Origin of the sequence: Bradyrhizobium arachidis (assembly GCF_024758505.1) — a bacterium.
Lineage (GTDB): Bacteria > Pseudomonadota > Alphaproteobacteria > Rhizobiales > Xanthobacteraceae > Bradyrhizobium > Bradyrhizobium manausense_C.
Genome location: NZ_CP077970.1, coordinates 4,490,535 through 4,502,432 on the forward strand (window position 1 = coordinate 4,490,535; position 11,898 = coordinate 4,502,432).

General features: G+C 64.4%; 13 protein-coding genes. 6 read left to right on the plus strand and 7 right to left on the minus strand.

The window, feature by feature from the left end:
- Nucleotides 1-14 precede the first annotated feature (14 nt).
- Both KUF59_RS20645 and KUF59_RS20650 read right to left on the minus strand, forming a co-directional pair.
- Nucleotides 15-422, minus strand: a complete 408-nt coding sequence (locus tag KUF59_RS20645) for a hypothetical protein (RefSeq protein ID WP_212459400.1) — start codon at nt 420-422, stop codon at nt 15-17.
- Nucleotides 423-490: 68 nt separating this feature from the next.
- Nucleotides 491-1,216 carry a sulfite exporter TauE/SafE family protein gene (locus KUF59_RS20650; RefSeq protein WP_212459401.1) on the minus strand — a complete coding sequence of 242 codons (726 nt, stop codon included), beginning with the start codon at nt 1,214-1,216 and terminating at the stop codon, nt 491-493.
- A 149-nt stretch (nt 1,217-1,365) separates the two neighbouring features.
- Here KUF59_RS20650 and KUF59_RS20655 point away from each other — a divergent pair, with 149 nt between their 5' ends.
- Together KUF59_RS20655 and KUF59_RS20660 are read left to right on the plus strand one after the other, a co-directional pair.
- A complete protein-coding gene (locus KUF59_RS20655; protein ID WP_212459402.1) occupies nt 1,366-1,734 on the plus strand; it encodes a GFA family protein in 369 nt (122 codons plus the stop codon).
- Nucleotides 1,735-1,921: 187 nt separating this feature from the next.
- Nucleotides 1,922-2,740 (plus strand): SGNH/GDSL hydrolase family protein, encoded by an 819-nt coding sequence (locus KUF59_RS20660; protein ID WP_212459403.1) that lies wholly within the window; start codon nt 1,922-1,924, stop codon nt 2,738-2,740.
- Nucleotides 2,741-2,744: 4 nt separating this feature from the next.
- On the opposite strand, the gene KUF59_RS20665 is transcribed toward KUF59_RS20660, so the two are convergent.
- From KUF59_RS20665 to KUF59_RS20675, 3 genes are all read right to left on the minus strand, one after another.
- Nucleotides 2,745-3,521 carry an exodeoxyribonuclease III gene (locus tag KUF59_RS20665; RefSeq protein ID WP_212459404.1) on the minus strand — a complete coding sequence of 259 codons (777 nt, stop codon included), beginning with the start codon at nt 3,519-3,521 and terminating at the stop codon, nt 2,745-2,747.
- A gap of 63 nt (nt 3,522-3,584) precedes the next feature.
- Nucleotides 3,585-4,883, minus strand: a complete 1,299-nt coding sequence (gene alr, locus KUF59_RS20670) for an alanine racemase (protein WP_258770029.1) — start codon at nt 4,881-4,883, stop codon at nt 3,585-3,587.
- Nucleotides 4,884-4,937: 54 nt separating this feature from the next.
- Nucleotides 4,938-6,440, minus strand: a complete 1,503-nt coding sequence (locus KUF59_RS20675) for a replicative DNA helicase (protein WP_212459406.1) — start codon at nt 6,438-6,440, stop codon at nt 4,938-4,940.
- A gap of 567 nt (nt 6,441-7,007) precedes the next feature.
- Here KUF59_RS20675 and KUF59_RS20680 point away from each other — a divergent pair.
- Nucleotides 7,008-7,214, plus strand: a complete 207-nt coding sequence (locus KUF59_RS20680; protein WP_212459407.1) for a transcriptional regulator — start codon at nt 7,008-7,010, stop codon at nt 7,212-7,214.
- Nucleotides 7,215-7,319: 105 nt separating this feature from the next.
- Here the strand turns inward: KUF59_RS20680 and KUF59_RS20685 are convergent, their stop codons facing one another.
- Complete coding sequence (locus tag KUF59_RS20685; protein WP_212459408.1) at nt 7,320-8,570, minus strand: SAM-dependent methyltransferase; 1,251 nt, start codon at nt 8,568-8,570, stop codon at nt 7,320-7,322.
- A gap of 272 nt (nt 8,571-8,842) precedes the next feature.
- Between KUF59_RS20685 and KUF59_RS20690 the strand changes: the two genes are divergently transcribed.
- The 3 genes from KUF59_RS20690 to KUF59_RS20700 all read left to right on the plus strand — a co-directional run bounded on the left by KUF59_RS20690 (nt 8,843) and on the right by KUF59_RS20700 (nt 11,147).
- Nucleotides 8,843-9,964: a hypothetical protein gene (locus KUF59_RS20690; protein WP_212459409.1), complete on the plus strand. Its 1,122-nt coding sequence runs from the start codon at nt 8,843-8,845 to the stop codon at nt 9,962-9,964.
- Nucleotides 9,965-10,062: 98 nt separating this feature from the next.
- Nucleotides 10,063-10,683: a TetR/AcrR family transcriptional regulator gene (locus tag KUF59_RS20695; protein WP_212459410.1), complete on the plus strand. Its 621-nt coding sequence runs from the start codon at nt 10,063-10,065 to the stop codon at nt 10,681-10,683.
- Nucleotides 10,680-11,147 carry a PaaI family thioesterase gene (locus KUF59_RS20700; RefSeq protein WP_212459411.1) on the plus strand — a complete coding sequence of 156 codons (468 nt, stop codon included), beginning with the start codon at nt 10,680-10,682 and terminating at the stop codon, nt 11,145-11,147. The genes KUF59_RS20695 and KUF59_RS20700 overlap by 4 nt, the downstream gene beginning before the upstream one ends.
- Nucleotides 11,148-11,274: 127 nt before the next feature.
- Here the strand turns inward: KUF59_RS20700 and rplI are convergent, their stop codons facing one another.
- Nucleotides 11,275-11,880, minus strand: coding sequence for a 50S ribosomal protein L9 (rplI, locus tag KUF59_RS20705; RefSeq protein WP_212459412.1), 606 nt, complete (start codon nt 11,878-11,880; stop codon nt 11,275-11,277).
- Nucleotides 11,881-11,898: the final 18 nt, after the last annotated feature.

An 11,898-nucleotide genomic window follows, 5' to 3' on the forward strand; every position in this document is an offset into this window, starting at 1 on the left:
AGCCGCGCGACCCGTCAGCGACCGGCCTTGCTTCCCTTCTTCATCTCGCATCGCAGATAGGGCTTGCCGTCGATGGTGAGCATGCCGTTTGGGCCTTGGGCGAGCTTGATCGTCACCTTCCGGCCTGCGACGCCTTTCTTGTAGTCGTCCCAGAACTCAAAGCACGTCGCCGTCAGCACCAGTCCGGTACCGGAAGGAGCTTTGCGGTCGATCCGGCAATGGTTTTCGTATTGATCGACGATCGGCGCCGGCTTGCCCTTGATGACATTGTCGAGGTCGACCAACGTCTTGCTGTCGGGACCTTCCTCATTGCGGCAGTCCTTTTGGCTTCTCGCCCAGAGCCCATCGAACGGCGTGGCGGCAGACGCGGCTTGCACGCCGGAGGCGAGAGCGAGGCACAGGATCGCGGGGGACAGGCGCATTGAACAACTCGGCGGACGGGGAGGGCTCGCGATATCAGTCTGAAATCCCAACGCCGTGGTTCGAAACCTTACGAATTTGTCGCAGACCACAGCAGCGACAGGCCGGCAGCCAGCATGATGCCGTCCATCACCAGGCGGAACACGTCAGGTTTCAGATGCAGTACGAAGCGTTTTGCGATGAAGGCGCCGAACATGAGCGATGAGCCGGCGATCAGGCCCTTGGCGAAGACGTCGGCCGTCAGTGCGCCGAAGCGTTCGAAGGTCACGGACTTTGAGAAATAGAGCCCGAGCGAGGCGGCGGCTTCGGTCGCGAGGAAGGCGCCCTTGGTCAGGCCGTAGAACAGGAACAGCGGCACGCTGAGCGGCCCGGTCGAGACCACGATGCCGGTGAGGTAGCCGATGACGGCGCCGCCGATCGCGAGATGCCAGAGGTTGGCCTTCAGATTGTGCCGCGCAAGCCAATGCCGCACCGGCACCATGGCGATGAGGAAGACCCCGATCGCGAGATCGACCGCGCGCGCGGGCAGCGCGAGCAGCGTGCGTGCGCCGAGCGCGGCGGCAGGAATGCCCGTGACCGAATAGGCCGCGCAGGCCCGCCAATCCACCTCGCGCCACCACGCCAGGATGCGCGAGAAGTTGGCCATCACGGCGGCCACTGCCATGATCGGCACGGCCTCTTTCGGGCCGAACTCGTAGATCAGCACCGGCATCAGCATGATCGACGAGCCGGTCCCGACGATGCCGGAGATCGTGCCGGCGATCAGACCGACGGTGAGGATGAAGAGGAAGGCCAAGAGGAGGGCTCCGGGAATCGGCCAAGTGTAGCCCAATCGGCGGGCTGAGCCTGCCCAAAGCGTTCCCTGCGAGGCTGCTGACAGCATGTTGGCAGCAGGCCTCGGCTACGACCATCTCCTGCCAATTGTGGGAACGGAGGGAGTAGGTCATGCCGGTCGAGGGAAGCTGCCATTGTGGTGAGACGGTGTTTGAGGTCAGCGAGGCGCCGGAGGGCGTGACACGTTGCACCTGCTCGTTATGCGCCAAGCGCGGCGCCCTGTGGGCCTATTACAAGCCCGCCCAGTTCCGCCTGCTGTCGCCACCTGAAAACGTCAAAACCTATCTCTGGGGCAGCCGCACTGTAAAACATCACTTTTGCGCGGGCTGCGGCTGCGGGACCTATTCGGAGTCGCCGGACTGGTCGACCGGCAAGCCCGACTTCGACAATCCGAAGGTTGCCGTGAACGCACGCCTGTTCGACGATTTCGATCTCGACGCGGTGCCGGTCAACATGATCGACGGCAAGAACCTTTGGTGAGTCTCGGACGCTGTCTCCGCGGCCTTGAGCCGTCAGGTGAAAGCTGATTTGCTTCTGCCACCAGAGCGTTTTCCAGCGAAGTGGACCCCGGTTCGCGTCAAGAAAACGCGGCAAAGACAAGAATCTAGAGCATCCGTTCCGATTCTATCGGAACGGAAGCTCTGGGGAGCCAAGGTGGGAGAAGCTAATGATGCGCCATCTGTTGCAAACGTTGTTCGCGGCCTGCCTCGCAGGTGCAGCATGCTTCAACGCCGCGCACGCCCAGACCAAGCCGAAGGTCACGACGCTGGGGCCGGATTTCCCCAAGGCCGTGATGTTCGTTGGAAACAGCTTCTTCTACTACAATAACGGCCTGCCCGGGCACGTCACGAATCTCGAAAAGGCCGCCGATCCCGCCAACAAGGCGAGCTATCGCAACACCATGGTCACGATCGGCGGCTCCGGCCTCGACTGGCACGACATGGAGAATCTGCTGCGGCCGGGCGGCATCGGCGCGTACTCCTTCGACGAGCAGAACAACGTCGTCTTCAACAAGCCCGGCAGGCAATACGAAGCCGTCGTGATGATGGATTGCAGCCAGTGCCCGATCCATCCGCAGTTGAAGGGCGCGTTCACCGACTTTGCGAAGAAGGACAGCGCGATCGTTCGCGCCCACGACATGCGGCCGGTGCTGTTTATGTCCTGGGCCTATGCCGACAAGCCGGAAATGACGGCGGAGCTTGCCGAGGCCTATACGATCGCGGGCAACGACAATGACGTGCTGGTGATCCCCGCGGGCCTGGCTTTCGCGCGCGTCCGAAAAATTCAGCCGGAGCTCAATCTGTATGCGCCTGACAAGCGCCACCCGAGTCTCGCCGGAACGTACCTTGCGAGCTGCGTGACCTATGCTGCGCTGACGGGACGTTCGCCCGTCGGCAATTCCTACGGCGTTGGGCTGGATCCTGAGATCACGCAGCTCTTGCAGAAGGCCGCCTGGGACACGGTGCAGGAGTATTACGGGCCCTGAAGCGTCATCTGTCGCGCAGCACCGCCCACGCCGGCGCGTGATCGCTCGCGCCGTCCTCGCCGCGGATCGTCTTGTCGACGCCGGCTTTGGCGAGGCGAGGGGCAAGTGCCGGGCTGAGCAGGAGATGATCGAGCCGCAGGCCCGCATCGCGCGGCCAGCGGTTTCGCTTGTAGTCCCAGAACGTGTAGATGCGTTTCTCCGGGTGCGTCTCGCGGATCGCATCGCACCAGCCTTGTGCGACGAGCGAGGCGAAGGCCGAGCGGCTTTTCGGCTGGATCAGCGCGTCCATGTCCCATGATTTGGTCGGATAGATGTCGAGCGGCGTCGGCGCGACGTTGTAGTCGCCGGCGAGCACGACCGGCAGGTTCTGTTTGATGAGCGTTTTGGCGTGACGCTTCAGCCGCGCGAACCAGGCGAGCTTGTAGTCGAATTTCGGCCCCGGCTGCGGGTTTCCATTCGGCAGATAGATGCTGGTGACGATGACGCCGCGCACGGCGGCTTCGATGTAGCGCGCCTCGTGATCTCCGCGATCGCCGGGCAACTCGGTGCGCGTCAACACCGGCTCGGCATTGCGCGCCAGGATGGCGACGCCGTTCCATATCTTCTGGCCGCGCCACACCGCGCCGTAGCCGGCCTTCTCGATCGCAGTGATCGGGAATTCGGCATCGGTCGCCTTCAATTCCTGGAGCGCGACGACGTCAGGCTTGGCCGCGCGCAGCCAGCGCAACAAATTGGGCAGGCGGCGGTTGATATTGTTGATGTTGAATGTTGCGACCTTCATGGGCGGAGGCGGCGCGCGCTCGATTTCAAGAAGGTCGTCGACGGAATGAGGAAGTAAGCGCGATCAGGTCGGCAGCGGCGGCGGGTTCGTCGACTGCTCCACCGGCGGCGGCGAAGCCGGTTGCGCCGTTGCAGCAGGCTCGGCTGCGGCGGGCGGCGGCACGGCGGCGGCATGATCGAGCGGCTCGGCATTGCCGCCCTTGTAAACGCGCGCATAGCGACGGCCGAGGCTGGTCAGCACCTCATAGCCGATGGTGCCGAAATGATGTGCGAGCTCGTCGACGGTGATGCCTTCGCCGAGCAGCGTCACCATGTGGCCGCGGCGGGCGGCGTTCGGCGGCAGATCGGTGATGTCGATCGCGGTCAGGTCCATCGAGACGCGGCCTGCGACAGGGCAGCGCTTGCCGGCGACGACGACTTCGGCGCCGCGCGTGCCATCATTCGCGCTCGCCGCGCGGAAATAGCCGTCGGCATAGCCTGAGGCGACGATCGCGAGTTTTGTCGGACGGCGTGCGGTCCAGGTGCCGCCATAGCCGACCGTCTCGCCGCGCTCGACGTTGCGGATCTGCACGATGCGCACTTTGAGATCGACCACCGGCTGCATCGGATTGTCGGCTTCCGGCGTCGGATTGACGCCGTAGAGCGCTGCACCCGGCCGCACCATGTCGAACTGGAAGGACGCGCCGAGGAAAACGCCGGAGGAGTTGGCGAGGGCGGCCGGCACGCCGGCGAATTCGCTGGCGATGCTGCGGAAGGCCGCGAGCTGCTTTGCGTTCACGGTGCTGTTGAGCTGCTCGGCTGCGACCAGATGGCTCATGACCAGCGCAATGCCGTGGTCGCCGGCATTGATGCGCGGGATGATCGCCTGCGCTTCCTGAAGTGTCAGCCCCAGCCGGTTCATGCCGGTGTCGACGTGGATTGCCGCGCCGCCGGACCAGCCGGTGCGGCGGCAGAACACGTCCCATTCGGCGAGCTCGTTGAGGTCACCGATCACGGGACGGCAGTCGATCTGGGCGTAGTGCTCGCCGGTGTTCTGAAAGTAGCCGCCGAGCACGTAGATGGTCGCAGTTGGCAGCGCGGCGCGCGCCGCGCGGGCTTCCTCGATATTGGCGACGAAGAAGGTCTTGCAGCCGGCCTTGTTGAGGGCGCGCGCGACCGGCGCGATGCCGCAGCCATAGGCGTCGGCCTTGACCACGGCGGCGCATTCGGCCGGCACCGCGGTCTTCTCCAGCTTGCGCCAGTTGGCGATGATCGCGTCGAGATCGATCGTGAGCACGCCGCCGAAGGCCGCGAGCGCGGCCGCCTGATTGGACTCCGGCGACAACAGATCGGTCTGCGGGATGGTTTTCGGGTCGGACGCGATGTTCATGCCGCCGTTTTACGCGTCGGAGCGGCGGCGTTCAACCCGCGGAACAGGTTAGTAACTCCGATCCGGCAGATGACCGTCATGGTTGAGGTCGCCGAACCGGGTGACCGAGGCGTCGAAGTGCAGCTCGACCGTGCCGGTCGGGCCGTGACGCTGCTTGCCGATGATGACTTCGGCCTTGCCGAGTGCGCGTTCCATGTCGGTCTGCCACTTGGTGTGTTCCTCGGTGCCGGGGCGCGGCTCCTTCATGGCGAGGTAATACTCCTCGCGGAACACGAACATCACGACGTCGGCGTCCTGCTCGATCGATCCGGATTCGCGAAGGTCGGACAGTTGCGGCCGCTTGTCGTCGCGGGACTCGACCTGACGCGAGAGCTGCGACAGCGCGATGATGGGAACGCTGAGCTCCTTGGCGAGGGCCTTGAGGCTCGTGGTGATCTCGGTGATTTCCTGCACGCGGCTGTCGCTGGCGCGCTTGCCCGAGCCCGAGAGCAGCTGGATGTAGTCGATGACGATGAGGTCGAGGCCCTTTTGCCGCTTCAGCCGCCGTGCGCGCGCCATGAGCTGCGCGATCGACAGACCGCCGGTCTCGTCGACATAGAACGGCAGCGACTGTAGCTCGATCGAGACCTCGCGGATCTTCTCGAAGTCGGCCTCGGAGATGCCGCCGCGGCGAATGCTGGAGGAGGGGATGCCGGTACGCTCGGCGACGATACGGGTAGCAAGCTGGTCGGCCGACATTTCGCAGGAGAAGAAGCCGACCACGCCGCCATTCACCGCCTTCATGGTACCGTCGGCCTGCACCTCGCCGACATAGGCCTGCGCGATGTTGTAGGCGATGTTGGTCGCAAGCGAGGTCTTGCCCATGCCCGGGCGGCCGGCGACGATGATCAGGTCGGAGTGCTGCAGGCCGCCCATCTTGGTATCGAGGTCGCGCAAGCCAGTGGAGATGCCCGACAGCTTTCCGTCGCGCTGGAAGGCCTTGGCCGCGAGATCGACGGCGAGGGTCAGCGCCTGCGAGAACTTCTGGAAACCGCCGTCATAGCGGCCGGATTCGGCGAGCTCATACAGCTTGCGCTCGGCGTCCTCGATCTGCGCCCGGGGCGCAAAGTCGACGGGTGCGTCATAGGCGACATTGACCATGTCCTCGCCGATTCCAATGAGGTCGCGGCGCAGGGAGAGGTCGTAGATGGTGCGCCCGTAATCCTGGGCGTTGATGATGGTGGTGGCTTCGGCGGCGAGCCGCGCAAGATATTGCCCGATGGTCATGCCGCCGACGTCGGTATCGGCCGGCAGGAACGTTTTCAGCGTCACCGGCGTCGCGATCTTGCCCATCCGGATCAGGCTGGCGGCAGTCTCGTAGATGGTCTGGTGCAGCGGCTCGAAATAGTGCTTCGCCTCGAGGAAGTCCGAGACCCGGTAGAAGGCGTCGTTATTGACGAGGATGGCACCCAAAAGGCTCTGTTCCGCCTCGATATTGTGCGGCGCGCTCCGGTAGGCGGGAGTTCCCGGGTCGGGCGCGAGTTTGAGGACGGTCGAATCAGTCAGGGCCATGGCGGGAGCGTGCTTAGCAAACTTTTATGGGCTATGCGGGGCGGCGATAAAGCGCCGCCTGCATGCAAAGCGAAAGTGAAAGCTCGCCGCTATCAACCGCTCAGTAAAAAATGGTGGATGATTAGCGGTTGCAGCACGGGCGATGCTTGACGGAATTTTGCGGAATTGGGCCTGGGGCTTGATCCCGCTCAAGCCGCGCCACGGAAAAATCCGGATGCTGTGAACCTTATGTGCCGGCGCGCAGACCTATTTGAAGGCGCGCCGCTGACGTCACCGGCCTGCCTTCGGCTCCGGATCCGGGTTCAGATGAGCAGAAGGTAGACCAGCGCAACCAGGGCAGCGCCGACGCCGGTGGCGATCAGGGCGTAGTCGGTGCGGAGATCGGCCTGCACATCGAAGGAGGTTTGGGTCTTCTTGGTCATGGGCAGAGGTCTAGGACAAAGACGACGCGCCTAATGTGAAGCAGATCACAGACGTCAGTTTTCTTTGGATTTGTTTTAGGCGGGAACAGAAAAGGCGGTCCGGGTGTTGGGTCCGGGCAAAACCGCCAAAGAGGCGAGACAGGCGATGCGGCAGGAACTCCTGATATGGCGAAGCGACGCAGGCAGCCGCCTCTGGCTGTCGGCGCTGGTCGCTGCCATGGAGGAGGCTGCGCAGCCCGAAATCCGCCGCCAGGACGTTCCGGCCGAGACGATTGCGCAGCTTCGCGTGCAGCTCGCCCTTCCGGCTTCGTTGCGGCTCTATCAGGAGCCGCCTTCAAACCTCCGCCACTAGAGCCTTTTCCGTTCCGATGGAATCGGAACGGGGCTCTAGATTCTAGTTTTGACGCGTTTTCTTGACGCGAACCGGCATCCACTTCGCTTGAAAACGCTCTAACCCCTATTCACCCGCGAGCTTCAGCGACGGCTTGCTGCCGCGTTCCAGCCGGCGCAACCGCGCCTCTTCATGGCCGATGTAGTCGCGCGTCACCGGCACCACGCCCTGATGCCTGGTGAGCTGGATCTGGAAGTTCATCATGGCCTGCTTGCGGAACGTCATCTCGCACGCCGCGAGATAGAATTCCCACATCAGTGCGAAGCGCTCGTCATAGAGCTGCACCGCTTCCTCTCGTCGCGCCGCGAAGCGCTCGCGCCATGCCTTCAGCGTCTCGGCATAATGCAGGCGGAGGATCTCGATGTCGCAGACCAGCAGGCCAGCGCGCTCGATCGCGGGCATCACCTCCGACAGCGCCGGGATATAGCCGCCGGGGAAGATGTACTTTGCAATCCAGGGGTTGGTGGTATCCGGCCCCTGCGACCGCCCGATCGAATGCAGCAGCATCACGCCGTTATCGGCGAGCAAATCGGCACCGCGCTGGAAAAAGGTGTCGTAAAACTTCACGCCGACATGCTCGAACATGCCGACCGAGACGATGCGGTCGAACGGGCCGTCGACGTCGCGATAGTCCTGGAGCAAGAACCTGGCTCGTTGCGTCAAGCCCTTCTCGGCGGCGCGCGAGCTTGCGAACTGCAATTGCTCGGTCGAGAGCGTGATGCCGGTGACGTCGGCGCCGGCGATCTCGGCGAGGTAGAGGCCGAGCCCACCCCAGCCCGAGCCAATGTCGAGCACGCGCTGGCCGCGCCTGACCAGGAGCTTTGCGGCAATGTGCCGCTTCTTGGCGAGCTGTGCATCGTCGAGCGAGGCTGCCGGCGTCTCGAAATAAGCGCAGCTATATTGCTTGTCGGCATCGAGGAAGAGAGAATAAAGCCGTGCGTCGAGGTCGTAATGGTGCGCGACATTGTTCTTGGCGCGGGAACGCAAGTTGAATTGCCTCATGCTCCGCGTCAGGTAGCGCAGCCACCACTGCGGCTTTCCCCAGTGCGGCAATACGCCGGGTTGATCCAGCAGGATCGCGAGCGCATCAGCGATAGAGCCGCTCTCGACGACGAACTCGCCGTCCATGAAGGCTTCGCCGAGGCCGAGTTCGGGATTGAGCAGGATCTTGCGCTGCGCGTCCTGGGTGACGAAGCGGACCGCGACCGGCGGGCCGGTACCGTCGCCGCAGGTGAAACTTGCGCCGGTCGCGGTCGTTACCGTCATCGATCCGCGGCGAATGAACCGACTGAGAAAACTCCGCAATAAACGGTCCATCGAACCCACCTTTCGAGCGAACCCGAAAAGATGCGACTAGCCCGGCCGTCTTTCCCGACGCCTCAGAACGGAAGAAGTTCCTATGCATCAGCATCCAGGCGGCGCTCGATGGTCTGCTACTGCGTTGTGTTCAAAGCGGATATTCGCAAATCGCGGGATCACATTGTTGCGTGACGAGCCAGCTTCCATTCACGGCACAATCGGCTAAAAGGTCACCCGCGCCGCCCCGGTTTGCGGGCCGGATTGACGAGAATTCAGTGGAGATGACGGGAATGTCGAGCCGAGCGCTCAGCCTCGCGACGGTGTTGCTTCTGATCGGCTTCGGCGCGGTCGATACCGCACTGGCGCAGGCGCAAAACCTCGAGGCCGGCAAGACGCCGTCCCAGCTCTTCGCCCAGACCTGCAACGCCTGCCACAAGAGCCCGCGCGGTCTGTTGAAGACGGTGGCGCCGGGCTCGCTGCCGAGCTTCCTGCGCCAGCACTACACGACGAGCTCCGACATGGCTGGCGTGCTCTCATCCTATCTCGTGTCCAACGGCGCGACCGACACCCGCTACCAGGCCAAGGACGCCAAGGACTCCAGCAAGGGCGGGAAGGACGGCGCCAAGGAGAAGGAAGCCAATTCCAGCGCAACCCAGCAGTCGCCCGAGCACGCCGGACGTCGCCAGAGGCCGGGCCAGGAGGGTGCGAAGCCCGAGGGTGAGGGCGCTGCTGCGGGTCAGAAGCGCATGGCGCGGCCGAGCGAGGACGGCGCGAAGGAGGGAGCCAAGCCCGAGGGCCAGGCGACCAATGAGCGCGGCCCCGACGGTCGCAAGAAGAAGATGAGCAAGCGCGGCAAGCCGGACGCCGACGAGGCGCCCAAGACCGATGCCTCAAAGACCGATGCTCCGAAGACCGACGCTGCGAAGGACGGTCCGGTAACGACCGAGCCTTCGGCGGCCGACAAGAAGGACGAGCCCAAGACTGAACCCAAGACTGAACCCAAGGGCGAACCCAAGAGCGAGGCTGCCAAGGCCGATGGCTCCGGTGAAAAGCCATCCGGCGACAAATCTTCGGGCGAGAAGCCGGCGACGCAGGAGAGCAAGCCCGACACGGCCGCCAAGCCGGAGAGCAAGCCCGAGAATAAGCCTGAGACGGGCGCGTCGCAGTCGGTCAAAACCGAGCCGGCCAAGACCGAGCCGACCAGCACCGAAAGCCGGCCCGATCCGGCACCGCAGGTCACGCCGGCCCCGCCGGCCGCGGCCAAGCCCGCAGAGGCGCCCTCCGGCAGTGCCGCTAGCTCGGAGCCGACCCCCGCAAGGCCGCAGGAGACGCCGCCTGCGGTGACCGCCACGGCGCCGCCGGCACCGCCTGCGGCCCCAGCCGGGCCGCCGGTCCCGCCGATTTCGCAGTAAAGCGGGTCCACGTGGAACGAAGGCCGCGGCAACGCGGCCTTTTCGATTCTTGACCCGCGTTAGAGCATCCCTCTAGAGTAATGCTCTAGGAGAGATCTATGGCGGCGACGGTTCGTGACGATCTGCTGGCGGCAGGCCTTGCGATCTTCGATCGCGTGGGCTTTGAGGGCGCGACGGTGGCCGCGATCCGGACCCGGGCGCGCGCGTCCAATGGCAGCTTCTTCCACGTCTTCGCATCGAAGCAGGAGCTTGCCGGTGCGTTGTTTATCGAGGTGCTCCGGCACTATCACGCCGCGATCCTCGCCGCGCTCGATCCGGCTCTTGGTGCTGCGGAGGGGATCGACCGTCTGATCCGCGCCCATCTCGGCTGGGTCGTGACCAGCCGCCGCGAGGCGCGCTATCTGTTCGAGATCTCGCGCAACGAATGGGGCGACGACGTCCGCGATGCCCAGCGTGCGCACAACGCGCGGCTGGCCGAGAGCATCGAGCGCTGGCGCGCACCGCTGATCGCACGCGGTGATCTCTTGCCGATGCCGCCCGTGATGTTCATCAGCCAGCTCATCGGGCCCGCGCAGATATTTTGCCGGGCGTATCTGTCGGGCCGCGACCGCACCGACCCGCGCAATGAAGCCGACACGCTGGTTGCCTGTGCCATCCGTGCGCTGGTGCCACCCGACCGCTTCACCGCAAGCAACAACAAGAAAGGAATGGCGTCATGAGGACGGAGCAGGATCCCGCCTTCGCGGAGATCGCAGCCCATATTCACACCAATGTCGGCAAGCAGGGCTTCATGAATCTGGTCGGCGCGGAACTGTCGGACCTGTCCCGCGGCGAATGCACGATCGCGGTGGACCGCAGGCCGGAGCTGCTGCAACAGCACGGCTTCTTTCATGGCGGCGTTACCGCCTTCCTGGTCGACAACGCCACCACGATTGCGGCGGCCACCTCGCGCGGTCAGCCGGCACTGACGGCGGAATACAAGCTGAACCTGCTGTCGCCCGCGGTCGGCGAAAAACTGATCTGCCGGGCGCGGGTGATCAAGCCGGGCCGTCAGGTCTCGGTCGTCGCCGCCGACGTGTTCTGCGTGACCGACGGTGTCGAGAAGCACACGGCCACAGCGCTCGCCTCGATCGCGATGCTGAACGAGGAGGTGGCCACGAAAACGAAAAGCCCGGCCGCGTGAACGGCCGGGCATGTTGATTGTCATTCCGGGGCTCGCGAAGCGAGAACTATGGTGCGCACTTGCGCACCTGAGAATCTCGAGATTCCGGGTTCGGCTCTTTGAGCCGCCCCGGAATGACTGAGACCTCTTACTTCTCGGTTGCTTCCTCGGCCGGAGCCGGCTGCACGTCGTCGTGCTGGGCTTCCGGATCGAAGAACTCGCCGGCGGCGGCGATCGCCTCGGCGGCCGCATCGCGGTCCTCGTTGCGGGTCGAGATGTCCTCGCCGCGGTTGATGCGCTCGGCCTCGTCCTGGCTGCGCGCAACCGTCACGGTGACCTCGACCTCGACCTCGGGGTGAATGGCAACCGTGATGGAGTGCTTGCCGATGGTCTTGATCGGCGCGTCGAGCTGCACCTGCGGACGGGCGAGCGAGACGCCGTCGGCTTCGAACGCAACGACCACGTCGCGTACGGTGACCGAGCCGAAGAGCTGGCCGGCTTCCGAGGCCTGGCGGATCACGATGATGTTCTTGCCCTCGACCTTCTCGGCGATCTTGGACGCCTCGCCCTTGGCCTTGATGTTGCGGGCCTCGAGCTCGGCCTTCATGCCGTCATACTTGGCGCGGTTGTCGGCGGTGGCGCGCAGCGCCTTGCCGCGCTTGAGCAGGAAGTTGCGGGCGTAGCCGTCGCGAACCTTCACGACTTCGCCCATCTGGCCGAGCTTGGCCACGCGTTCCAGCAAAATGACTTCCATAATCGTTCTCCTTTTGAA